This is a genomic window from Ruegeria jejuensis (assembly GCF_041537905.1).
In the GTDB taxonomy this organism is placed as follows: domain Bacteria; phylum Pseudomonadota; class Alphaproteobacteria; order Rhodobacterales; family Rhodobacteraceae; genus Ruegeria_C.
Genome location: NZ_JBGRUO010000019.1, coordinates 89,412 through 111,488 on the forward strand (window position 1 = coordinate 89,412; position 22,077 = coordinate 111,488).

Consider the following 22,077-nt stretch of genomic DNA (forward strand, 5'->3'; position numbering starts at 1 on the left):
TTTTCGTTAGTCGCTTGGCTCAGCCGGCCGCGCGCTTGTCACCGTTGCGGCGGCGCTGCGACAATTCCTCGGCCACGAGGAAAGCCAGTTCCAGCGACTGGTTGGCATTCAGACGCGGATCGCAGGCCGTGTGATACCGGTCGCTCAGATCCTCTTCGGTCACGGCGCGCACGCCACCGGTGCATTCGGTCACGTCCTGACCGGTCATCTCGAAATGCACGCCACCGGGGATGGTGCCCTCGGCCTGATGCACCGCGAAGAAATCACGCACCTCGCCCAGAACCGCGTTGAAGGGCCGCGTTTTATAACCGGTGGCCGACTTGATCGTGTTGCCATGCATCGGGTCGCAGACCCAGGTCACGGTCGCGCCCTCTTCTTTCACCGCATTGATAAGACGCGGCAGGTGTTCGCCCACCTTGCCCGCCCCGAATCGCGCGATCAGGGTCAGACGCCCCTCTTCGTTTTCGGGGTTCAGCTTGGCCATCAGCACCTTGAGGTCCTCCGGCGTTGTGGTCGGGCCGCATTTCAAACCAATCGGGTTCAGCACACCGCGCGCAAATTCCACATGCGCCCCGTCGGGCTGGCGGGTGCGGTCGCCAATCCAGATCATGTGCCCCGACCCTGCCAGCCAGTTGCCGGAGGTCGAATCGAGCCGCGTCAGCGCCTCTTCATATTCCAGCAGCAGACCTTCGTGGCTGGTGTAGAACTCGACCGATTGCAGCGTGTGGGCGGCGTCATTGGTCACGCCCGCCGCCTTCATGAAGTCCAGCGTGTCGGTGATGCGGTTGGCCACCTCGCGATAGGCTTCGGCCTTTTCGCTTTCGGTAAAGCCCAGCGTCCAGGCATGGACCTGATGCACATCCGCGTAACCACCCGTGGAAAAGGCCCGGATCAGGTTCAGCGTCGCCGCCGCCTGGGTGTAGGCCTGCAGCATCTTCTTGGGATCGGGAATACGCGCCTCGGGCGTGAAATCCAGCTCGTTGATGATATCACCGCGATAGCTGGGCAGTTCCACGCCATCCACCACCTCGGTCGGCGCGCTGCGCGGCTTGGCGAACTGACCCGCCATGCGGCCCAGTTTCACCACCGGCACCTTGGCGCCATAGGTCAGCACCATCGCCATCTGCAGCATCACTTTGAACGTGTCGCGAATGCCATCGGCGCTGAATTGCTCGAAGCTCTCGGCGCAATCGCCCCCCTGCAACAGGAACGCTTCGCCCCGGCCCGCCGCACCGATATGCTGTTTCAGCCGCCGCGCCTCGCCCGCAAAGACCAGCGGAGGATATTTCGCAAGCTGCGCCTCAACCGCAGCCAGGGCCGCCGGATCGGTATAGTCGGGCATCTGAACCCGAGGCTTGTTGCGCCAGTCGGTTTTTTGCCACTCACTCATAGCTTTTCGTCTCCGCTAAGAACTGTTCAGAAGGCTTCTATACAAAAAGCCTGAAACAGAGGCCATACGTGATTTGAGGCCCTTGACGTGGCAATTTCCGTCAGAGCATGGTGCTGCGCACGCCACCCTGTTCGGCACCCTCCGAAACAGGCGCCAGTTTGGGAAGATCCTGGAATGAAAGAGCAACGCCAAGTTGTCGATGTGGACACCGAATCCACAAAACCGAAGCATTACGTCTTTGTCCTGTTGAACAAGTTCTCGGTTCTGTCCTTTGCCTCCGCCCTGGACAGCGTGAGAATCGCCAATCGCATGTCGGGTCGCGAGCTATATAGCTGGAGCCTGATCGGCGAAGGTGGGGATCTGGCGCATTGCTCGGCAGGCACCAGTTTCAAGCTGGACGGCGATCTGGGCGAGTTGTCGCGCGATGATACGATTTTGCTCTGCGGCGGCGTGGACGTGCAACAGGCCACCACCAAGCGCCTGCTCAGCTGGCTGCGCCGCGAGGCGCGCAAGGGAATCAGGATCGGCGGGCTTTGCACCGGAGCCTTCACACTGGCCAAGGCGGGTTTGCTGGATGGCAAGCGCGCCACCATCCATTGGGAAAACTCCGACAGTTTTGCCGAGGAATTCGACGAGGTCGAATTGACCAAATCCGTCTTTCTGATCGACGGCAACCGGATGACGACGGCGGGCGGCACCTCGTCCATTGATCTGATGCTGAAGATCATCGCCGATGATTTCGGCGAGGAGCTGGCCAATGCTGTGGCCGATCAGATGATCTATTCCACCATCCGCACCGATCAGGACACCCAGCGCCTGTCGGTGCCCACCCGCATCGGCGTGCGCCACCCCAAGCTGAGCCAGGTGATCCAGATGATGGAGCGCAATATCGAGGAACCGATCAGCCCCTCGATCTTGGCCAAGGATGTGGGCATGTCCACGCGCCAGCTTGAACGGTTGTTCCGGCGCTACCTGAATCGCAGCCCGAAGCGTTACTACATGGAGTTGCGCCTGCAAAAGGCGCGCAACCTGCTGATGCAGACCGACATGACGGTGATCAACGTGGCGCTGGCCTGCGGGTTCGCCTCGCCCAGCCATTTCTCGAAATGCTACCGCGCGCATTACAACACGACGCCGTATCGCGAGCGTGGCGCACAGGCAGGGCGGACGTCTGGCTAGGCCGCGTTCCACAAGCGTGGCCGATAGTGCCGGGCTTGTGCCAGAGATTTGCAGGACCAGACGGCCCGTTCGGGGGTTTTCCTGCTATTTTCCCGAATGTTAACGAGAATTAACTTTCGGGACCGGCCCCCTTAATCCGCGATGCTTTCATCAAATTGTATCGGAAGCCCCGATAACAAGTTTGGAGGAACACGTCATGACCTATGCACATACAGCGACACACCCCGGTTTCCTCACGCGGATCTATTCTGCCTGGGCCGAGAACAAACTCAACCAGTATCGCCGCGCTCTTTACAGCAGAACCGTGCGCGAGCTTGAAAACCTCAGCGATATGCAGTTGAACGACATCGGCATCGCACGCCCCGACATCAAGCACAAAGCTTATGCGAGCGTCTATCAGAACGCGCCTTATGCGACGTCGTTTCACTGAAGCGGCCAATGCGACGCAGACCGACCGATGATCGCACACAAAACAGAGGAGGCAACCGCCTCCTCTCTTGCTTTCTGCGTCAGCTCAGCCTGGCGTCATCCGGTAAACCGCCCCGTCGCCCACCGAAATGAACCAGATGGATCCATCCGGCGCCTCGACAATGTCGCGGACGCGAGCGGTTGACTGGCCTTCGATCTGCTCGACCTCGCGCAGATCACCTCCGGCAAGCCGTGAGATATAGTCGAATTTCAGCGAGCCGACAAAGATATCGCCACGCCAGTCCGGCCAGAGTTCGCCGGAATAGACCATCAGGCCCGAGGGGGCGATTGAGGGGTCCCAGTAATACTCGGGTTGCGCCATCCCGTCTTTTGCGGTGCCCTCACCGATCTTTGCACCCGAATAGTGCCGCCCGTAGGAAATGACCGGCCAGCCGTAATTGGCCCCCTTGCGGATCAGGTTCACCTCGTCCCCGCCCTGCGCACCATGTTCCGACGTCCAGAGCCGCCCCTGCAGGTCCAGCCCGGCGCCTTGCGGATTGCGATGGCCGTAAGACCAGATTTCCGGACGCACGCCATCCTGTCCGACAAAGGGGTTGTCGGCGGGCACCGATCCGTCCCGGTTGATCCGCACGATTGTCCCGTTGTGATTGCTCACATCCTGAGCCGAAGGGCGATCACCGCGCTCGCCGATGGTGACAAAGAGCGTCCCGTCCGGCGCTTCGACCACGCGGCTGCCGAAATGCCGCCCGCCCGAGCGGCCTTCGGAGGCCTCGAAAATCACCCGAACATCCTGCAATCGGCTGTTATCGGCGCTGAGCCGTCCAACCGCCAAAGCGGTGCCGGCCCCGCCCTGCATCTTCTTTGAAAACGTCAGAAACACCTCGCGGCTTTGCGCAAAATCCCGCGGCAGGGTGATATCCAGCAAACCGCCCTGCCCGCGCGCCACCACTTTGGGCACGCCTTTGACCCGGGTCTTTTTGCCGCCCACCACATGGATCAGATCGCCAGAGCGTTCGGTGACCAGGAACCCGCCATCAGGCAGATGGGCGATGGCCCAGGGCGCATCAAGACCACTTGCCATCTCGTCAATCCTGACCGGTCCCGCGCTGGTTTGCAGCGGATCAGCGGCCTGCGCCACCCCGGCAAGAACAAGGGCGGCAAAAACTGAGCTGAGCAGACGCATGAAACCTCCTGAACACCTGAGAATACTTGTCTGACATCTATGCCGTTATGCCCCCGAGGCGAGCCGATTGCAGATGAAGTTTACGTCATGCCAGCCAGTTTCCTTTGCACTTTTCTTTTTAATGACACTTGCCTAGGGTCAGAGCAGAACAAAAAACGTCCAAACTGGGAGTAAATTCATGAAGAAACTGCTGACGGCCACTGCGGCCACTGCATTGCTGTCGGGTGCTGCCTTTGCCGATGCGCACGCAAATGAGGTCAAGCTCGGCATTCTGATCGGTTTCACGGGTCCAATTGAATCGCTCGCCCCCGCCATGGCGTCGGGCGCGGAACTGGCGATGAAAGAAGCGACAGACAGCGGGTTGCTGCTGGACAGCGCCACCGTTGTGCCGATGCGCGCCGACACCAACTGTATCGATAACGGCCTGGCCACCTCGAACGCAGAGCGTTTGATTTCCGATGGCATTCACGGGCTTATCGGCGGCGATTGCTCCGGCGTAACCGGCGCGATCCTGCAAAACGTGGCGATCCCGAACGGGATGGTGATGATCTCGCCCTCCGCCACCTCGCCGGGTCTGACCACGGTTGAAGACAATGACCTGTTCTTCCGCACCGCGCCCTCGGATGCGCGCGAAGGCGAAGTGATGGCCGATGTGCTGAAGGATCGCGGCATCAATTCGATCGCGCTGACCTATACCAACAATGACTACGGCAAGGGTCTGGCCGATGCGATCACCAACGCGTTCACGGCTGCAGGCGGCGAAGTGACCATTGCCGCCGCGCATGAGGATGGCAAGGGCGACTATTCCGCCGAAGTGGGCGCGCTGGCCTCGGCCGGAGGCGACATTCTGGTGGTTGCGGGCTATCTGGACCAGGGCGGTCTGGGCATCATCCAGTCCTCGCTGGATAGCGGAGCCTTCGACACGTTCGGCCTGCCCGGTGGCATGATCGGTGACAGCCTGCCTGCCAATGTGGGTCCCGACCTGAACGGGTCTTTCGGTCAGATCGCGGGCTCGGGCGGTGAAGGCATCGAGCGGCTGACTGCGCTGGCCGGTGACGCCTTTGACGCCACCTCGCCTTATGCGCCGGAAAGCTATGATGCGGCGGCACTGTTCATGTTTGCCATGCAGGCGGCCAATTCGACCGATCCCGCAGAATATGGCCCGAAAATCATGGAAGTCGCCAATGCCCCGGGTGAGAAAATCTATCCCGGCGAGTTGGCCAAGGGCCTGCAAATCCTCAAGGATGGTGGCGAGATCGACTATGTCGGCGGCTCGGCGGTTGAACTGATCGGCCCCGGCGAAAGCGCGGGCACCTATCGCGAGATCGAAGTCAAGGATGGCAGCAACGAAACGGTTGGGTTCCGCTGATCCTTTGATCCAGAACGAATTGAACGGCCCGGGGCTCCCCCTCGGGCTGTTTCAATAAAATCAAAAGCCGCAGCAAAGCGGCGCGGGGGCAATTTTCTATGATCACCGTAGAAGACGTGCACAAGCATTTCGGTGGTTTTCACGCCGTCGACGGGGCGACGCTGGAAATCTCGCAGGGCACGATCACTGGGCTGATCGGACCTAACGGGGCCGGAAAAACCACCCTTTTCAACGTGATCGCTGGCGTTCTTCCACCGACCTCGGGCAGCGTGAGTATGGATGGCGAGGATATCACCGGCCTGCCGCCGCATACGCTGTTTCACAAGGGGCTGCTGCGCACCTTCCAGATCGCGCATGAGTTTGCCACCATGTCCTGCCGCGAGAACCTGATGATGGTGCCCGGCGGGCAATCGGGCGAGTCGCTCTGGAACACGTGGTTCGGACGCAAGCGCATCGCTGACGAGGAACGCGCGCTCAGGGCCAAGGCGGATGAGGTGCTGGAATTTCTGACTATCGAACATTTGGCGGACCACAAGGCAGGTCAGGTCTCGGGCGGGCAGAAGAAACTGCTGGAACTGGGCCGCACCATGATGGTGGACGCCAAGATCGTGTTTCTGGACGAGGTCGGCGCGGGCGTGAACCGCACCCTGCTCAACACCATCGGCGACGCGATCATCCGGCTGAACAAGGAACGTGGCTATACCTTCGTGGTGATTGAGCATGACATGGACTTCATCGGTCGGCTTTGCGATCCGGTGATCTGCATGGCCGAGGGCAAGGTGCTGGCCGAGGGCACGCTGGACGAGATCAAGGCCAACGAGCATGTGATCGAGGCCTATCTGGGCACCGGCCTGAAGAACAAGGCAAAGCTGGAGACAAGTGATGGCTGAGCCGTTTCTGATCGGCGACACCATGACCGGCGGCTATGGCAACGGGCCGGACATCCTGCATGACTGCACCATTGCGGTGAACCCCGGTGAGATCGCGGTCATTGTCGGCCCCAACGGGGCGGGCAAATCGACGGCGATGAAGGCGGTGTTCGGGATGCTGGACGTGCGGTCTGGCCATGTGCGGCTGGATGGCGAGGATATCACCGGGTTGTCTCCGCAGGACCGGGTGGTCAAGGGCATGGGGTTTGTGCCGCAGACCTCGAACATCTTCACCTCGATGACGGTGGAGGAGAACCTGGAGATGGGCGCCTTCATCCGGCGCGACGATATCTCGGGCACGATGGAGCAGGTCTATCACCTGTTCCCGATCCTGAAGGAAAAGCGCAATCAGGCCGCCGGAGAACTGTCGGGGGGTCAGCGCCAGCAGGTGGCCGTGGGCCGCGCGCTGATGACCCAGCCCAAGGTGCTGATGCTGGACGAGCCCACGGCGGGTGTGTCGCCCATCGTAATGGATGAGCTGTTTGACCGGATCATTGAGGTCTCGCGCACCGGCCTGCCGATCCTGATGGTAGAACAGAACGCCAAGCAAGCCCTTGAGATCGCGGACAAAGGCTATGTGCTGGTGCAGGGGCGCAATGCCTATACGGGGACGGGCAAGGAATTGCTGGCCGATCCGGATGTGCGCAAGAGTTTCTTGGGGGGATGAGTATGAAGACAGCGACCATATACATCCCAATACTGATCTTGGGCGCGGCAAGGTGCGTTGGGAATACGATGAAGTCCGAGAAGAAATATATCAGTGCGAACATCGCCCCCTACATCTTTGCTTCTTTCTTTATGCTGACGTCGGGAATGCCCCTAACCGTGAATGCAGAGAGGGCTCTTGAGCCGACCGTCCCTGCTACCATGAAAGCTCAGTGCATCTTCGTTGAAAACTGCATTGCCGGGGAGAGGTATAAATCTGGCAAAAACTGCCAGGATGAACGTTTGAAACTGGGTTTTTGGATCGATGGTTCGACAGGTTCGGCCACCGTTACTCGTCCAAACGGCAGTCAAACAACTGGTACGGCACTTGAGTATCGAAAGTATGAAGACCTTCCCTATGTCGTTGTCTCCACAAGTGATGGGAGTGGTTCCTCAATGTTAACTCTGCTCCCAAATCACGACGCTATCTGGACGGCCCACTTTACGCTGGCGCGCAACGTTGCGTACAACCATTTCGGCACTTGCGAGGTTATCGATTAGTGGACTTCCTCAACGCCCTTGTGGCCCTCTCCAACTTTGTTCTGATCCCCGCCATCGCCTACGGCAGCCAGCTTGCGCTGGGTGCGCTGGGGGTGACGATGATCTACGGCATCCTGCGGTTCTCGAACTTTGCCCATGGCGACACGATGGCCTTTGGGGCGATGATCGCGGTGCTGGTCACATGGTGGATGCAGAGCGTCGGCATCAGCCTCGGGCCGCTGCCCACCGCCCTGCTCGCCCTGCCCTTTGCCATTCTCGGCTGCATGGCGTTGCTGCTGGTCACCGACCGGATGGTCTATCGCTTCTATCGCGAGCAGAAGGCCAAGCCGGTGATCCTGGTCATTGTCTCGATGGGTGTGATGTTCATCTTCAACGGGCTCGTGCGCTTCATCATCGGCCCCGGCGATCAGCGCTTTGTGGATGGCGAGCGGTTCATCATCTCGGCGCGCGAGTTCAAGGCGATGACCGGGCTGAAAGAAGGGCTGGCGATCAAGACCACCCAAGGCATCACCGTGGTTGTGGCGGTGATCTGCGTGGCGCTGCTATTCTGGTTCCTGAACCGCACCCGCACCGGCAAATCGATGCGCGCCTATTCCGACAATGAGGATCTGGCGCTGCTGTCGGGCATCAACCCCGAGCGCGTCGTGATGTATACATGGCTGATCGTGGCAGCGCTGGCGACCACGGCGGGGGTGCTTTATGGGCTCGACAAGAGCTTTCGGCCTTTTGTCTATTTCCAGCTGCTGCTGCCGATCTTCGCCTCGGCCATTGTCGGCGGGCTGGGCAACCCGCTGGGCGCCATTGCGGGTGGCTTCCTGATCGCGTTTTCCGAAGTGCTGATCACCTATGCCTGGAAGAAAGTGCTGGTCTACATGATGCCCGAAGCGCTTGAGCCTTCGGGCCTCGCGCAGTTGCTGAGTACTGATTACAAATTCGCGGTCAGCTTCGTGATCCTGCTGATCGTGCTGCTGTTCCGACCGACGGGCCTGTTCAAGGGGCAAACGATATGAGCGAGAGCGTCAGGAATACCGGGCTGTTTGCCATCGTTGCCGGTCTGATCGTGCTGACCGGGTTCATGCAGAGCTGGAACAGCGCGCTGTTCATTTTGAACATGGGGCTGATCTCGGCCATCATGGCGATTGGCGTGAACCTGCAATGGGGCTTTGCCGGGCTATTCAACGTCGGTGTCATGGGCTTTGTGGCGCTGGGTGGGCTGGCGGCGGTTCTGGTTGCCATGCCGCCGGTGCCCGAGGCCTGGTCGGGCGGCGGGCTGGGCGTCATCCTTGGCCTGTTGTTGGGGGCCGCCACCGTTTTTGCAGCGGTGATGGTGATGAGCCGGATGCCCAAAGGCCGTGCGCGCACGCTCACCGTGATCGTCGTGCTTGTGGGCGGGTTTTTCCTGTTTCGTGCGGTGTTCGACCCGTCGGTGGCCGCAATCGAGGCGGTCAACCCGGCAGCAACAGGCTATCTGGGCGGGCTGAACGTCTTTGCTGCCGAACGGACCGAGCTGCGCGCGGACCTGTTTGCGCTGCTGTCCTGGCCGGTTGGCGGGCTGTTGGCGGCGGGCGCGGCCTGGCTGATTGGCAAGACGGCTCTGGGCCTGCGCTCGGACTATCTGGCGATTGCGACGCTGGGCATTGCCGAGATCATCATTGCGGTGATCAAGAACGAGGATTGGCTGTCGCGCGGGGTCAAGAACGTGATCGGCATCCCGCGCCCGGCGCCTTATGAGATCACCTTGCAGAACACGCCGGAATTTGTCGATCGCGCGACCAATCTGGGGTTAGACCCGGTCATCGCTTCGACGCTTTATGTCAAGCTGGTCTATACGTTCCTGTTTCTCGTGGTGCTGCTGGCCCTGCTCTGGATGGCGCAGAAAGCGCTGCACAGCCCTTGGGGACGGATGATGCGGGCGATCCGCGACAATGAGGTTGCGGCCGAGGCGATGGGCAAGGATGTCACCCGCCGCCATTTGCAGATTTTCGTGCTGGGATCGGCCATTTGCGGCATCGCTGGGGCAATGATCACCACGCTGGACGGGCAGTTGACGCCCGGCACCTATCAGCCGCTGCGCTTCACCTTCCTGATCTGGGTGATGGTGATCGTGGGCGGGTCAGGAAACAATTTCGGTGCCGTGCTGGGAGCGTTTCTGATCTGGTTCCTCTGGATACAGGTGGAGCCGATTGGCCTGTGGCTGATGCAGCTGATCACATCGGGCCTGCCCGATGGCAGCGGGTTGAAGACCCATCTGATCGACGCAGCCGCCCATATGCGCCTGTTAACAATGGGAATTATCCTTCTGGTGGTGCTGCGATTCAGCCCGCGCGGGTTGATCCCCGAGAAGTGAGCCCACCCGCAAACGTGACGCAGGTCACGCGATCTTCCCCTTCCGCAGGGGGTTTACACGGTTTATACCCCTCCAACGTTTCTTTGGGGGAAGAAAGTCATGAAAAGTGTAAAGAGTTCCGTTCCGTTGTTTGCCTGTGCTGCTGCCGTGATCCTGTCGGGATGCGTGCCCTCACCGGAGAATTACGAAACGACGCCGGTACAAGTGCAGACCGAAAAGGGCATCGTCACCTGTCAGCTCTATTCCAAGGACCTCGTGGTCTGGGACAGAGCGATTGACCGACCCAACAGCATGGGCGTGCAGGAGGCTGACGCCATCTGCAAGGAAGAAGGCAAGCGCGAAAAGCGGCGCTGACGCTCACCGCCCCTTGAAAAAGCTGCCCAGTATGCCGCGCACGATGCGACGGCCGGTGGTTCCCTTAAGTTCCTTTATCACCGCCTGACCCATCGCGCTGGCAAAGGTGTCCTTGCGCCGTGTGATGCGAGAGGATGACCGGCTGACCCGCGCGCCGCTATAGCGCCGGGCCGAGGCATATTCGCGTTGTGCGGGGGGCTGTTCTTCGGCGGCGATCTCAGCGGCTTCAGCCTCCTGCGCTGCCTGCTGGGAGCGTGCGGACAGGATCTCGAAGGCGGATTTGCGATCCAGCGTGGCGTCGTATTTCCCGGCCAGATCAGAGTTGGCAAGCATCGCTTTGCGCTCAGTTGCGGTGATTGGGCCAAGCTGAGATGAGGGCGGCCGGATAAGCGTGCGCTCGACAATCCCCGGCACGCCTTTCTTTTGCAGCATCGAGGTCACCGCCTCGCCCACCCCGACCTCGCGGATGGCTTCTTCGGTGTCAAAGGCGGGGTTTTCGCGATAGGTTTCGGCCGCCAGCCGCAGGTTCTTGCGGTCGCGCGCCGTGAAGGCGCGCAGCGCGTGCTGGATGCGGTTGCCGAGCTGACCCAGAATATCCTCGGGCACGTCGGCGGGGTTCTGGGTGATGAAATAGACCCCGACCCCCTTTGACCGGATCAGCCGCGCCACCTGTTCGACCTTGTCGACCAGCACCTTGGGCGCGTCATCAAAGAGCAGATGCGCCTCGTCAAAGAAAAACACCAGTTTCGGCTTCTCGGGGTCGCCCACTTCGGGCAATTCCTCGAACAATTCGCTCAGCAGCCAAAGCAGGAAGGTGGCATACAGCCCCGGCGCCGACATCAGCTTGTCAGAGGCCAGGATATTGATCATACCCCGCCCCTCACCGTCTTGACGCATCAGGTCGGACAGTTCCAGCGCCGGTTCGCCGAACAGTTTGCTTGCCCCCTGGTTCTCGATCACCAAGAGGCGCCGCTGGATGGCGCCCACCGATGCGGTCGAGATATTGCCGTAGCGCAGTGACAATTGCGCCCGGTTTTCTCCGACCCAGACCAGCAGCGCCTGCAGGTCCTTGAGGTCGAGCAGCGGCAGCCCCTCTTCATCGCTCAGGCGGAAGGCGATGTTCAGAATGCCCTCCTGCGCTTCGGTCAGCTCCAGCAGGCGCGACAGCAAGAGCGGCCCCATCTCGCTGACCGTGGTGCGCACCGGATGACCCTGTTTGCCGAACAGATCCCAGAAGGTGACCGGGCTGGCGCCGTAGCTGTAATCATCGAACCCGATCTGCGCGGCGCGGTCGGTAAAGGCCTGATGCAGCTTGTGATCGGCTCGGCCCGATTTGGCCAGCCCCGACAGGTCGCCTTTGACATCCGCCAGAAACACCGGGACCCCGGCCTGCGAGAATCCTTCGGCCAGGATTTGCAGCGTCACGGTCTTGCCGGTGCCGGTTGCCCCGGCGATCAGCCCATGGCGGTTGGCGTAGTTCAGCGCCAGCCCCTGTTTGACGCCATAGTCCGGCCCGCCGCCGCCCAGGAAAATCTTGCCATCCATTAATCTTAAGCCCCGATATCACCGTTTCGCCCCGACCATACAAACTTAACCTTTGCTTGCGATAGTGCTTTCTGTCCCGCCGCTTGGTGGGGCGGTTTCCTCCCTGTCAGACTGGCCGTGCCTTCGGGCACGGCTTTTTTTCGCGTTTCGCTCCGCGCGATTCGTTTTTTTGCGCTTAGCTGTTGACCCGTTGGCTCTGCTCTCGTAACGTTTGCGCATAAGCAAGTCGGCCAGTCCGACGGGGAGAAAAACATTCTTTAAGAGAGGCTGATCAACGGCCTCTCTTTCTGTTTTCTGCCACTGTTTTTTCCCGCATATCCGCAAAACGCCGCGGCCCGCGCCAATTGGCCCTGACACGCCCGGGCGGCCATGCTAGACCCTGCTCAAACAGAGCGAAAACCAATGAGGCAAGCATGTTCAAGACAATGACACCGGCCTGTGTGGCGGCCCTTCTGGCGCTGAGCAGCGCCACCTATGCGCAGGAAGCGGCGCAGAACCCGGAGGCGGATCAGGGCGCCGTCGAATCCGCTCAAAGCGAGGGTGTGCTGGACCTTGGGCAGCCCGTTGGCGATGGTCCGCAATTGGGCAGCCGCTATGCCAAGGAAACGTTTGGCGACTGGACTCTGGCCTGCGTCAAGACCGAAGCCGAGACCGATCCCTGCTCCTTGTTGCAGGTCATGAACGGTCCTGATGGTCAACCGATGGCAGAGATGTCGATGTTCCGGATCGAAAACAGCGGTGCGGCAATTGCGGGAGCAACAATCATCGTCCCGCTCGAGACGCTGCTGACCGTGCCGCTGGTCATCTCGATCGATGGAGCGCCGGGCAAACGGTATAACTACACGCTGTGCAACCCGGTCGGATGTGTGGCGCAGATCGGGCTGACCCAGGCCGATATCGACGCAATGAAAAAAGGCACCGAGGCGACGATCACGCTGGTGCCCGCCCCGGCGCCGGATCAGAAGATCGATATCAAGATGTCTCTCAAGGGCTTCACCGCCGGGTTCGACGCGGTGGATGTGGTCGACAACTGAATGGCGTTTGCGGTGGGGGCGCTGCCCCCGTCGCCCTCCGGGCGCCTTCCCAGAGATATTTTCAGCCAGATGAAGTGCGGATCGACGGGCCAGTCTCAGGCCTTGCGCAGGGCAAGCACCGCGTTCAGGCCGCCAAAGGCGAAGGCGTTTGTCAGCGCGACGTCGATCTTGGCCTCGCGCGCCTCGTTGGGGACCACATCCAGAGCGCATTCGGGATCAGCCTCTTCATAGCCGATCGTGGGGGCAATCACCCCGTCTCGCAGCGCCATGATGCAGGCCAGCAGTTCCACCGCGCCGGTGCCGCCAATCAGGTGGCCATGCATGGATTTCGTGGAACTGATCATCAGGTCATCGGCATGCGGGCCGAATACACCCGCCACGGCGGCGCATTCGGTTTTGTCATTGGCCGTGGTCCCGGTGCCATGGGCGTTGATATACCCGACCTCATCGGGATTGATGCCCGCATCCGCAAGCGCGCCGGACATGGCCCGCGCCGCGCCCTGTTTCGAGGGCATTACGATATCAGCGGCGTCCGAGGACATCGCAAAGCCCGCAACCTCGCACAGGATATCCGCGCCGCGCGCGCGCGCGTGATCGTAATCTTCGAAGACGAAAACACCCGCGCCCTCGCCCTGCACCATGCCATTGCGATTGGCGCTGAACGGGCGGCAGGCGTCCTTGGACATCACCCGCAGCCCTTCCCAGGCTTTCACGCCGCCGAAACACAGCATCGATTCCGACCCGCCGGTGACCATCGCGGGGGCGGCCCCGCTGCGCACCATAGAAAAGGCCAGCGCCATGGCGTGGTTGGACGAGGCGCAGGCGGTCGAGACGGTGAAAGAGGGCCCTTTGAGGTTATACTCCATCGACACGTGGCTGGCCGCCGCGTTGTTCATGAGTTTCGGCACCACAAACGGATGCACCCGGTTCTTGCCGTCCTCATAGACCGAGCGGTAATTGTCATCCCAGGTGCTGACGCCACCACCTGCGGTGCCCAGAACCACGCCCGAACGTGCCGCCAGATCGCCGTGAAATTCGATCCCTGACTGATCGATCGCCTCTTTGGCGGCGGTCAGGGTGAATTGGGTGAACCGATCATAAAGCGTCATCTGCTGCCGGTTGAACCGGCCCTCGGCCTCGAACCCGCGCACCTGGCCGCCAATCTTGATGGCCAGCCGGTCAACATCGCGGAACTCCAGCTCGCCGATCCCGCAGCGGCCCTCGCGCATGGCCTCAAGCGTCTCGGGCACGGTATGGCCAAGCGCATTGATCGTGCCCGCACCAGTGATGACAACTCTTTTCATATGCGGGAATCAGGCCTTTTCCGTCACCAGCTTGTCGATACCGGCGATGATCGTTGCCACGTTCGAGATATCGAAATCGCTCGCCTCGGGCTCATTGGCATTGAAGGGGATCGAAATGTCGAACTCTTCCTCGATGGCGAAGATGCTTTCAACCAGCCCGAGGCTGTCGATGCCCAGATCTTCCAGCGTGCTTTCGGGTGTCACATCGGAGGGTTCCAGCACCGCCTGTTCGGCTATGATGGCAATGACGCGGTCGTTGATGCTCATGTCAGACCTCTGTCTGTTTGTCTCGGCGCAGATTTAATCGCTGGGGTCGGGTTTGGAAACCGCCTTTTTCAGCGTCTCGACGTCGCGGGCCAGTCTGGGCAGGCGGCGCTGCGTTTTGTAGATTTCGGTGTGGCTGTCCATCTTGATCGCAGGGTAGCCCATGATGACCCGGCCCGCCGGGACATTGGACAGGATTTTGGACCCGCCCCCGGCAACAACCCCGTCGCCGATAAAGATGTTGTCGACCACGCCACACATACCGCCCAGCACCACATTGTTGCCGATCTCGACCGAGCCGGAGACGCCGGTGTGGCCGCAAAGCAGACAATCGGTGCCGGTGCGGGTGTTGTGGCCCACATGCACGAGGTTATCGAGCTTGGTGCCGCTGCCGATGCGCGTGTTGCGGATGGTGCCATTGTCGACGGTGGAGTTTGCACCGATCTCGACATCGTCGCCGATTTCCACGGCACCCAGCGAATGGATGCGCAGCCAGGATTGCGCCCGTGCGCCCCCCGCATCGCCCATGGTCTTGCGGGCGTTTTCGGCGGCCGAAACCTCGGGCGTGACAAAGCTGAATCCATCAGCCCCGATCCGCGCGCCGGGCTGGGCGATGAACCGGTCACCTATGATGACCCGCGCGCCGATGCTGACATGGTCACGCAGATAAGCGCCCTCACCCAGAACCGCATCCATGCCGATGCTGCACTGTGGCCCGATGACCGAACCCGCACCGATGCGCACCCGCGCGCCGATGACGGCCAGCGGGCCGACCGAGACGCCCTCGGCAAGCTCTGCTGACGGGTCGACAACTGCTGACGGATGAATGCCCGGTGCCACGCCCTGCCCCTGGTCGAGCATCACCGTGACACCTGCCATCGCCATGCGCGGGCGGGGTGCGAAGATCGCCGCACTTAGCCCCAGCGCCTGCCAGTCGGCATCGGGCCAGAGAATGGCTACCTTGGCCTGTCCGCCGGACAGGGCATCGGCATATTTCGGAGACATAGCCAACGCCAGATCGCTGGCAGAGGCATCGCCCGGTTCAGCCGCGCGCCGGATTTCCAACGATAGATCGCCCGCCGCCTCGGCGCCGAGCGTTTCGGCTATTTCCTGAACTGTGAACACGTAGGGGCCTCCGGCTTGTTCGGGTGCCCCTCGTGCTTAGCTCTGAACGCCGGAAAGGACCACCCCTGCCCGGTTCAGCGCGTTCCAGATTTTGGCATCGCGCCCATAGACATCACGGCGGAACTGCGCCTTGCCATCCGCACCCACAAAAGCGGTCCGGTAGATCAGGTGAACCGGCACCTTCTGCTCCAGATTGACCTTGGTTTCGCGCCCGGTATTCAGAGTACGCTGGAAGAACGCCTTGGGGTTCTCCTCCTGTTTGGCCAACAGAGCATAAGCGAAGTCAAAGGGCTGCGCCAGACGGATGCAGCCATGAGAAAACGCGCGGGTTTCGCGGGCGAACAGGCTCTTCTGCGGCGTGTCATGCAGGTAGATGTTGTATTTGTTCGGGAACATGAACTTTACCAGACCCAGCGCATTCTTGGTGCTGGGGGGCTGGCGCATGGCAAAGGGGAAATTGCGACGGGAATATTGCGTGAAATCGACCGCTCCCCGATTGACGACCCGGCCCCGGCGATCGGTGATCTCCAGATGCGACACCGCGTAAGGGTTGGCCTGAAGCTTGGGCAGGTATTCCTTGCCGATGATCGAGCGCGGCACATACCAGCTCGGGTTGATGACCATATGCTCCATCTCGTCGGAAAACTCCGGGCTCTGACGGTCATGGGTGTTCTTGCCGATCACAGCGCGGGTCTCGAAGGTGATGCGCCCGTCATCGACGATCTTGGCCGAGAAATCGGTCTGGTTCACCAGAACATGGCGCGTGCCGCGTTCCTCGGGCAGCCAGCGCTCGCGCTCCAGCGCTACGATCACAGATTTCAGCCGGTCTGAAACCGAGCGGTTCAGCTCTTCTATAGTGCCGGGTCCGGCGACGCCGTCCTGTTCCAGACCATGCGCCGCTTGAAAGGCCTGAACCGCCGATTGCATCGCGGTGTCGAAATCACGGCCGGCATTGGGGCGCATATACCCCATGGCAACCAGACGGTTGCGTAGCGCAACAACGCCCTGCCCTTCGCTGCCCAGCTCAAGCTTGCCCGAGGGCACTCCAGCCCCCCAGCCACCCTGCGCCAGCAGCGCCTCAAGGTTGATCTTTTCCTTTTGCAACGCCCGATATTGCGGCGAGGACGGGGCCAGCGATCGCATATAGGCGTTGGGCTCGGACCGGATCAGCGCATTGAGCGTGACAACCGGATCTGCCCGCTCGACCTTGCGCACCATGAATTCCGCATCGATGTCGGAAGGGCGCAGGATGCCGGATTGCAGATCGCGCGCCAGTTTCAGGAATGCCTTGCTCAGGGCGACCTCGACCTGCGCCAGGTCCTGACGGGTTTTGGCCTGCGACATCTGCTCGATCAACGCGGCGCTGTCATAGCGCCCCTGCGGCAGCCCATGCACATCGGTGTTACGCATGGCAGCGATCAGGGCGGCACGGCGCGCCTGAAACTCGGGTCCCTCACCCGTCCAGACCGGCTGATAGGCATTTTCACGATAAAAAGTGGCCAGATGTTCGCTGCCATAGGTTGCTGCGGCAACGGATTGCTTGAACGCCATCTCTTGCGCAGCAACGGGTGCGCCCATCACAACCGCCACGATAGCCGCGCGAAAAACCGCCGACAGCGATTTGATTTGTTGACGCCGTCTTTTATGAGCCATGGGGAAAATCCTTAAAATCCTTGTTAAACGCATCACTCGTCACATCTTCTGTAATTTTCGGTAACAAAAGCGGAAAATGTCCACTCACAATCCTATCAGCGCATCACAGTTTTTGCAGATGATGCAGCGCTGCATCGCCACAGAACGTTGCCCGAAGGTCACGTTTGTCAAAATAACATGCATTGATGTCTCTTTGCGCAGAAAATTGCCGAAAATTCCCCCTAGTCTTTAAACCAAAAATTCCTCGCTTGGCCGACGAATCCCACTATGGCATAACGTCACCACTTGGGGATGAATATTAATAAAGCACCCGTAACATCGGGCGCAGGCAGGACTAGTACGGGACGAGCAGCAAATGACTGACATCACATCGACGGGTCTGACCCGGCGCGCTCTATTGGGTGCGTTCGCAGCAAGCGCTGTTGCAGCAGCGCCGACATATTCCCAAGCCGCAGGTTTCCTGCGCGGAGGCGGCGACATCCGGCGCATCCGCATGTATTCCGGTCGCACAGGCGAGCGAATTGACATGATATATTGGATCGACGGCGATTATATCAAGGACGCTGTCAAAGAAGTGAACCACTTCATGCGCGACTGGCGCACCGATCAGGTCAAGTCCATGGATCTGCGCACCGTCGATATCATGGCCGCCGCGCATAACCTCATGGATGTGAGCGAGCCCTATATGCTCCTCTCCGGCTATCGTAGCCCCCAGACCAACGCGATGCTGCGCAGCCGGTCGCGTGGCGTGGCCAAGAACTCGCTTCACATGAAGGGCCAGGCCGCCGATCTGCGCCTCTCCTCGCGCTCCGTGGGTCAGATCGCCCGCGCAGCCCAATCCTGCCGCGCCGGTGGCGTCGGGCGTTACTCGCGCTCAAATTTCGTGCATATGGATTGCGGCGACGTGCGCAACTGGGGCCGCTGATTCAGCGGTTCTGGACTTAGACAGTACGCCCCTACCTAACCCCCGCGGCCTTGCCCGGGGGTTTCTGCTATTGTGACGCCCCGCAGCACAAGATCGTCGCGGTCACATGAGCTGCATTTGATCTGGTGCGAAGGCCATGTCGGCGCACCAGACCTGGTTCGGGCGCTCGATATTCATCCTGCTCTGCAGATATAGTACCGTGGACAGCGGGCTGCGCGGCAAATTAACAATCTGAGCGGACTTGTGCCAGGTTGCCAAACCGCTTAGCGCGTGTTTGATTTCGCCGATTCATCAAACCTCAAAGGGCAGTGAGCAACATGAAAGCAATCATTCACATCGGAGCGCCAAAAGTGGGGTCTTCTTCGATCCAGGTGTTGCTTGCAAAGAACGCTCTGGCTTTGTCGAAACTGGGGTTCGCCTACAAGCAAAATATCAAGGGTCGCGGCAGTCAGTTCGAATACCCAATCGCCGCGCTGTCCCGAATGGGCATACACCTGCCCGGAGACGACAACAGACTTCGCTACAAATGCAGAACACTTGAGGAGCAGCGCAAAAACTCCATCCCTTACGCCGAAGGTCTCGTAGAATTGCCGCGTAGGTTTCCAGACCATGTGGCGCTCTTTTCATCCGAGCACGCGCTGCCTTGGTTGACCACCACTGAGAACATCGAAGAGTTCCACAAGATGTTTCTTGAGGTGTTTTCAGATGTCACATACTTGGCATACTTTCGGGCGCCGGAAGACCTCATCGCAAGCCAGTATTCAGAACACATCAAGACGGGTCACACAAAACCGTTCGGCGATTTTTTTCAGAGCAAGTTGAATTCTGTAAGCACATACAGACGCATCGGGAAATGGCTGGACGTCGTCGGCGCAGAACGCCTCAATGTGAGGCTTCTTAACAGGAACTGGCTAGAGGGCGGAGATCTCGTAACTGATTTTTGCCATGCATGCGGGATAGATGGTTCAGGTCTTCAGCGCCCTCCAAGGCTCAATGAATCCCTGACTGCGTCAGGAGCGGAATGCCTGCGCGCCCTCAACCGGACGATCCCTCAACTCCTGTCGGATGGTACCCGCAACCCCTTACACGCCAACCTTATTCGCGCAGTGTCTCAGCGCTCATCAGATGGACAAAAGATCTCTCTCAATGCAGGGCAGCAAAGGACACTCAGAAAGCGAATGGGACCAGACTTGGACTGGTTCACCAACACATTCTTTCCGCACGACAAAGCCCTGTTCGAACCTCCAAACGCCAATAATACACCCACACCCGTCGAGGTGAGAGATATGGCTCTGGACATCATGGCAGAGTTATATGCCGACAGCAGAATGGCAAAGATGGACGACCTAACGAAGGCGCAGCGCGATAGGTCTATCTATCGTCAAGGTGTCGGACGCTCATAGAACACAAAGCGGACAGCGCCGAGCCGCTCTGATCGCCGCTACGACCGGTTTTTTGTTGTGTGAACCTGACCGCCAAACCGTCAGTCAGTAATAGCTGATTCAGAGGGTCTTTTTTAGGGATATCCCTGTCAGTCTTTATATGCCTGACAAGGCTGAAAGCGACGAGCACATGAAGCCCTTTGAGAAGCGATTCCCATTGTCAAACAACGCCGTACTACATGGCAACATGTTGCATGTAACAGAAACATGCGAAGACTAGATTTTCTAAGCTATTGATTTTATGGCGCCCCCAAGCGAACAAACTTCGAACCAGATCTTGGAGGAACTGGCAGACTGGTCAAAAGTCATAAATCAGATGGCCTGCACCCTTTAGAGTCTGCGTTTATTGGTTAGCTCCGTGCCGTTGCCGCTGACCACGAGGCAAGGATAGTGTCTCCGTGCATTAGGGCGACATAGCAACCATTTACCACATCCGTGAAGGTGTCATACTGGAAAAGTAAATCAGCCTTTCCAATGCTTTGATCGTCGTTCGCAAATCCGGGTCGTGAGCCGATGTCAGCGATGCGCACAAAGCGGAGTTTGCAAACTCTGAGCCGTTTCTTGGGAGCCGACATTCACTTGGCGACTTAGATCTGCTAGTCGAGCCCAAAGCTGCCATCCAACTATCGTCATGGATGCTGCGGCACGGCCCGTCGAAGGAGACATTCGCTGCGAGTGCTAAATCTACTGCCTATGAATTCTTACAACCCGGCCATCCACAGCAAGCGCAACAAAAACAGTTCGCATCGATAAGTTGGCATCCTGTTAGTGGCAGTCGTATTCTCCCCGAAAGTGGCAATTGAAAATTCCCCAGCCGTGAGCGGCAGCGCCAATTCCAAACCTCAAATATTTGGAATTGGCGCTGTCGCGGGAAGCAGGCCTGATGCTCTGATTAATGAGAGTCAGGTGAAGGGATTGAGGGAGATCGTTTTGACCCACGATTTACGAAGACAGGGGCTGAGCATCTCGGCCATCGCGCGCAAGGTTGGCTCTGACCGCAAGACCGTGCGCAAATATCTGGAACAGGGCCTGGAAGCACCGAGCTACGGCCCGCGTCCATTGCAAGGCAGTGTGCTGGACCCTTACCGGATCTATCTGACGGAGCGTGTTCGGGCGTTCCCTGATTTGTCGAGTCGGCGGCTTCTGCGCGAGATCAAGTCGATGGGGTATGAGGGCAGCTATTCGACACTGAAGCCCTTTCTGCGCGAGCTGCGTCCGCCTCGACGCGCACCTTTTGCGGTGCGGTTTGAAACGCCTCCGGGCAAGCAGGCGCAGGTGGATTTTGCCGAGTTCAAGGTGGAGTTCACGGATGAGCCCGGCGTGATCCGCAAGGTCTGGCTGTTCAGCCTTGTCTTTGGCCATTCACGCTGGCTCTGGGGCAGGTTCGTGTCCAGCCAAAACCTTCAGACGGTGATGCGATGTCACATCGCCGCTTTTGACGCGATGGGCGGTACTCCGGAAGAGATCCTCTATGACCGGATGAAGACAGCGGTCATCGGGGAGGATGATGCCGGCATTGTCACCTACAACACCTCGCTCGTGGCGCTGTTGAGCCATTACGATTCTGCGCCCAAGGCTTGCAAACCGTACCGGGCGCAAACGAAGGGCAAAGTGGAGCGACCCTTCCGCTATATCCGCCAGGACTTCTTTCTGGCGCGCACCTTCCGCAACATCGATGATCTGAACGCCCAGTTGGACGCTTGGCGGTGCGAGATTGCCAATCCGCGGGTGCATGCCACCACCGAGCAGGTCGTGGATGAGGCTTTTGCCGAGGAGAAGCCGACGCTCAGACCGCTGCCCGCTATTCCCTACAGCGCGGTACTGACGGTGGAACGGCGGGTCAGCCATGAAGGCATGGTCTCGGTTGATGGCAATTACTACTCGGTGCCGGAAACGACGCGCAAACGCATAGTCGAGGTGCAGAACCACGTCGATGAGATCCGCATATTCGAAGACAGCGTTTGCATCGCCCACCATCCAGTACTGGAAGGGCGCAACCGGCGCCGGGTTGACCCCGCGCATCGCAACGCCCCGCCGCCACGGGAGATAACGCAAAGGCCTGCGGGGGTGCCACAACGGTCACTGGCCTTCTATGATGCGGTCGGTCAGCGCTTGGCTGCGGGAGGGGCTCAATGACCGAGACACTCGACCGGATCCAGGGTGCACTTCTCGGCCTGAAGTTGCCCCGCGCGCTGGAGGCGCTGGACCACACAATGCAAAAGCTGGAACAGGGGAAAATCTCTGGGATCGAGGCGCTAAAGCGGCGCGCCTGAAACGTGAATCGGGGGCTTCCAAGCGCAATTGATTTGTGATTCCTCCTTATTAGGAGGATGTTTTATGTCAGCAGCACTGCCATCTGCGCTTCGGGCGCGGTTTCAGGACTATATCGAAGAGGGCTT

General features: G+C 59.8%; 21 protein-coding genes. 14 read left to right on the forward strand and 7 right to left on the reverse strand.

Annotated elements, in window-relative coordinates:
- Window positions 1-19: 19 nt before the first annotated feature.
- The gene (locus tag AB1E34_RS19445) at window positions 20-1,390 is read right to left on the reverse strand and encodes a class II 3-deoxy-7-phosphoheptulonate synthase (protein ID WP_372573975.1); all 1,371 of its coding nucleotides are present in this window, start codon (window positions 1,388-1,390) and stop codon (window positions 20-22) included.
- A gap of 174 nt (window positions 1,391-1,564) precedes the next feature.
- Here AB1E34_RS19445 and AB1E34_RS19450 point away from each other — a divergent pair, with 174 nt between their 5' ends.
- A complete protein-coding gene (locus AB1E34_RS19450) occupies window positions 1,565-2,569 on the forward strand; it encodes a GlxA family transcriptional regulator (RefSeq protein ID WP_372573976.1) in 1,005 nt (334 codons plus the stop codon).
- A gap of 196 nt (window positions 2,570-2,765) precedes the next feature.
- Complete coding sequence (locus AB1E34_RS19455) at window positions 2,766-2,999, forward strand: DUF1127 domain-containing protein (protein WP_372573977.1); 234 nt, start codon at window positions 2,766-2,768, stop codon at window positions 2,997-2,999.
- Between the two features lie 84 nt (window positions 3,000-3,083).
- Here the strand turns inward: AB1E34_RS19455 and AB1E34_RS19460 are convergent, their stop codons facing one another.
- Window positions 3,084-4,181, reverse strand: coding sequence for a PQQ-dependent sugar dehydrogenase (locus AB1E34_RS19460; RefSeq protein ID WP_372573978.1), 1,098 nt, complete (start codon window positions 4,179-4,181; stop codon window positions 3,084-3,086).
- A 178-nt stretch (window positions 4,182-4,359) separates the two neighbouring features.
- Between AB1E34_RS19460 and AB1E34_RS19465 the strand changes: the two genes are divergently transcribed.
- The 7 genes from AB1E34_RS19465 (at window position 4,360) to AB1E34_RS19495 (ending at window position 10,386) form a co-directional block, all read left to right on the forward strand.
- A complete protein-coding gene (locus tag AB1E34_RS19465; protein WP_372573979.1) occupies window positions 4,360-5,550 on the forward strand; it encodes an ABC transporter substrate-binding protein in 1,191 nt (396 codons plus the stop codon).
- 98 nt (window positions 5,551-5,648) lie between these two features.
- Complete coding sequence (locus AB1E34_RS19470; RefSeq protein WP_372573980.1) at window positions 5,649-6,440, forward strand: ABC transporter ATP-binding protein; 792 nt, start codon at window positions 5,649-5,651, stop codon at window positions 6,438-6,440.
- Window positions 6,433-7,146: an ABC transporter ATP-binding protein gene (locus tag AB1E34_RS19475; RefSeq protein WP_372573981.1), complete on the forward strand. Its 714-nt coding sequence runs from the start codon at window positions 6,433-6,435 to the stop codon at window positions 7,144-7,146. The genes AB1E34_RS19470 and AB1E34_RS19475 overlap by 8 nt, the downstream gene beginning before the upstream one ends.
- Window positions 7,147-7,148: 2 nt before the next feature.
- Window positions 7,149-7,685 carry a hypothetical protein gene (locus AB1E34_RS19480; RefSeq protein ID WP_372573982.1) on the forward strand — a complete coding sequence of 179 codons (537 nt, stop codon included), beginning with the start codon at window positions 7,149-7,151 and terminating at the stop codon, window positions 7,683-7,685.
- Entirely contained in the window at window positions 7,685-8,695 is a 1,011-nt protein-coding gene (locus AB1E34_RS19485; protein WP_372573983.1) for a branched-chain amino acid ABC transporter permease, read from the forward strand. The genes AB1E34_RS19480 and AB1E34_RS19485 overlap by 1 nt, the downstream gene beginning before the upstream one ends.
- Window positions 8,692-10,032: a branched-chain amino acid ABC transporter permease gene (locus AB1E34_RS19490; protein ID WP_372573984.1), complete on the forward strand. Its 1,341-nt coding sequence runs from the start codon at window positions 8,692-8,694 to the stop codon at window positions 10,030-10,032. The genes AB1E34_RS19485 and AB1E34_RS19490 overlap by 4 nt, the downstream gene beginning before the upstream one ends.
- Before the next feature lie 99 nt (window positions 10,033-10,131).
- Window positions 10,132-10,386 (forward strand): hypothetical protein, encoded by a 255-nt coding sequence (locus tag AB1E34_RS19495; RefSeq protein ID WP_372573985.1) that lies wholly within the window; start codon window positions 10,132-10,134, stop codon window positions 10,384-10,386.
- A gap of 3 nt (window positions 10,387-10,389) precedes the next feature.
- Here AB1E34_RS19495 and AB1E34_RS19500 read toward each other — a convergent pair whose 3' ends face one another.
- Window positions 10,390-11,931, reverse strand: coding sequence for a helicase HerA-like domain-containing protein (locus tag AB1E34_RS19500; protein WP_372573986.1), 1,542 nt, complete (start codon window positions 11,929-11,931; stop codon window positions 10,390-10,392).
- 413 nt (window positions 11,932-12,344) lie between these two features.
- Here AB1E34_RS19500 and AB1E34_RS19505 point away from each other — a divergent pair, with 413 nt between their 5' ends.
- Window positions 12,345-12,965, forward strand: coding sequence for an invasion associated locus B family protein (locus AB1E34_RS19505; protein WP_372573987.1), 621 nt, complete (start codon window positions 12,345-12,347; stop codon window positions 12,963-12,965).
- 95 nt (window positions 12,966-13,060) lie between these two features.
- Here the strand turns inward: AB1E34_RS19505 and AB1E34_RS19510 are convergent, their stop codons facing one another.
- The 4 genes from AB1E34_RS19510 to AB1E34_RS19525 are packed head-to-tail and all read right to left on the reverse strand — an operon-like array spanning window position 13,061 to window position 17,311.
- Entirely contained in the window at window positions 13,061-14,269 is a 1,209-nt protein-coding gene (locus AB1E34_RS19510) for a beta-ketoacyl-[acyl-carrier-protein] synthase family protein (RefSeq protein ID WP_372573988.1), read from the reverse strand.
- Between the two features lie 9 nt (window positions 14,270-14,278).
- A complete protein-coding gene (locus tag AB1E34_RS19515) occupies window positions 14,279-14,536 on the reverse strand; it encodes an acyl carrier protein (protein ID WP_372573989.1) in 258 nt (85 codons plus the stop codon).
- Window positions 14,537-14,569: 33 nt separating this feature from the next.
- Window positions 14,570-15,658 carry a UDP-3-O-(3-hydroxymyristoyl)glucosamine N-acyltransferase gene (gene lpxD / locus AB1E34_RS19520; protein WP_372573990.1) on the reverse strand — a complete coding sequence of 363 codons (1,089 nt, stop codon included), beginning with the start codon at window positions 15,656-15,658 and terminating at the stop codon, window positions 14,570-14,572.
- 36 nt (window positions 15,659-15,694) lie between these two features.
- The gene (locus tag AB1E34_RS19525; protein ID WP_372573991.1) at window positions 15,695-17,311 is read right to left on the reverse strand and encodes a L,D-transpeptidase family protein; all 1,617 of its coding nucleotides are present in this window, start codon (window positions 17,309-17,311) and stop codon (window positions 15,695-15,697) included.
- 355 nt (window positions 17,312-17,666) lie between these two features.
- Between AB1E34_RS19525 and mepK the strand changes: the two genes are divergently transcribed.
- The 4 genes from mepK to AB1E34_RS19545 all read left to right on the forward strand — a co-directional run bounded on the left by mepK (window position 17,667) and on the right by AB1E34_RS19545 (window position 21,951).
- Window positions 17,667-18,236, forward strand: coding sequence for a peptidoglycan L,D-endopeptidase MepK (gene mepK, locus AB1E34_RS19530; protein WP_306194162.1), 570 nt, complete (start codon window positions 17,667-17,669; stop codon window positions 18,234-18,236).
- Between the two features lie 317 nt (window positions 18,237-18,553).
- A complete protein-coding gene (locus AB1E34_RS19535; protein ID WP_372573992.1) occupies window positions 18,554-19,639 on the forward strand; it encodes a hypothetical protein in 1,086 nt (361 codons plus the stop codon).
- Between the two features lie 945 nt (window positions 19,640-20,584).
- On the forward strand, window positions 20,585-21,814 hold the full coding sequence (gene istA / locus AB1E34_RS19540) for an IS21 family transposase (protein WP_372573993.1): 1,230 nt from the start codon (window positions 20,585-20,587) through the stop codon (window positions 21,812-21,814).
- Complete coding sequence (locus AB1E34_RS19545) at window positions 21,811-21,951, forward strand: hypothetical protein (protein ID WP_372573994.1); 141 nt, start codon at window positions 21,811-21,813, stop codon at window positions 21,949-21,951. Before istA ends, AB1E34_RS19545 begins: the two co-directional genes overlap by 4 nt.
- Window positions 21,952-22,077: the final 126 nt, after the last annotated feature.

Bases quoted from the DNA above. Each gene is read 5' to 3' on its own strand.
- AB1E34_RS19445 (WP_372573975.1), bottom strand. From the start codon at position 1,390: ATGAGTGAGTGGCAAAAAACCGACTGGCGCAACAAGCCTCGGGTTCAG.
- AB1E34_RS19450 (WP_372573976.1), top strand. From the start codon at position 1,565: ATGAAAGAGCAACGCCAAGTTGTCGATGTGGACACCGAATCCACAAAA.
- AB1E34_RS19455 (WP_372573977.1), top strand. From the start codon at position 2,766: ATGACCTATGCACATACAGCGACACACCCCGGTTTCCTCACGCGGATC.
- AB1E34_RS19460 (WP_372573978.1), bottom strand. From the start codon at position 4,181: ATGCGTCTGCTCAGCTCAGTTTTTGCCGCCCTTGTTCTTGCCGGGGTG.
- AB1E34_RS19465 (WP_372573979.1), top strand. From the start codon at position 4,360: ATGAAGAAACTGCTGACGGCCACTGCGGCCACTGCATTGCTGTCGGGT.
- AB1E34_RS19470 (WP_372573980.1), top strand. From the start codon at position 5,649: ATGATCACCGTAGAAGACGTGCACAAGCATTTCGGTGGTTTTCACGCC.
- AB1E34_RS19475 (WP_372573981.1), top strand. From the start codon at position 6,433: ATGGCTGAGCCGTTTCTGATCGGCGACACCATGACCGGCGGCTATGGC.
- AB1E34_RS19480 (WP_372573982.1), top strand. From the start codon at position 7,149: ATGAAGACAGCGACCATATACATCCCAATACTGATCTTGGGCGCGGCA.
- AB1E34_RS19490 (WP_372573984.1), top strand. From the start codon at position 8,692: ATGAGCGAGAGCGTCAGGAATACCGGGCTGTTTGCCATCGTTGCCGGT.
- AB1E34_RS19495 (WP_372573985.1), top strand. From the start codon at position 10,132: ATGAAAAGTGTAAAGAGTTCCGTTCCGTTGTTTGCCTGTGCTGCTGCC.
- AB1E34_RS19500 (WP_372573986.1), bottom strand. From the start codon at position 11,931: ATGGATGGCAAGATTTTCCTGGGCGGCGGCGGGCCGGACTATGGCGTC.
- AB1E34_RS19505 (WP_372573987.1), top strand. From the start codon at position 12,345: ATGTTCAAGACAATGACACCGGCCTGTGTGGCGGCCCTTCTGGCGCTG.
- AB1E34_RS19510 (WP_372573988.1), bottom strand. From the start codon at position 14,269: ATGAAAAGAGTTGTCATCACTGGTGCGGGCACGATCAATGCGCTTGGC.
- AB1E34_RS19515 (WP_372573989.1), bottom strand. From the start codon at position 14,536: ATGAGCATCAACGACCGCGTCATTGCCATCATAGCCGAACAGGCGGTG.
- AB1E34_RS19525 (WP_372573991.1), bottom strand. From the start codon at position 17,311: ATGGCTCATAAAAGACGGCGTCAACAAATCAAATCGCTGTCGGCGGTT.
- mepK (WP_306194162.1), top strand. From the start codon at position 17,667: ATGACTGACATCACATCGACGGGTCTGACCCGGCGCGCTCTATTGGGT.
- AB1E34_RS19535 (WP_372573992.1), top strand. From the start codon at position 18,554: ATGAAAGCAATCATTCACATCGGAGCGCCAAAAGTGGGGTCTTCTTCG.
- AB1E34_RS19545 (WP_372573994.1), top strand. From the start codon at position 21,811: ATGACCGAGACACTCGACCGGATCCAGGGTGCACTTCTCGGCCTGAAG.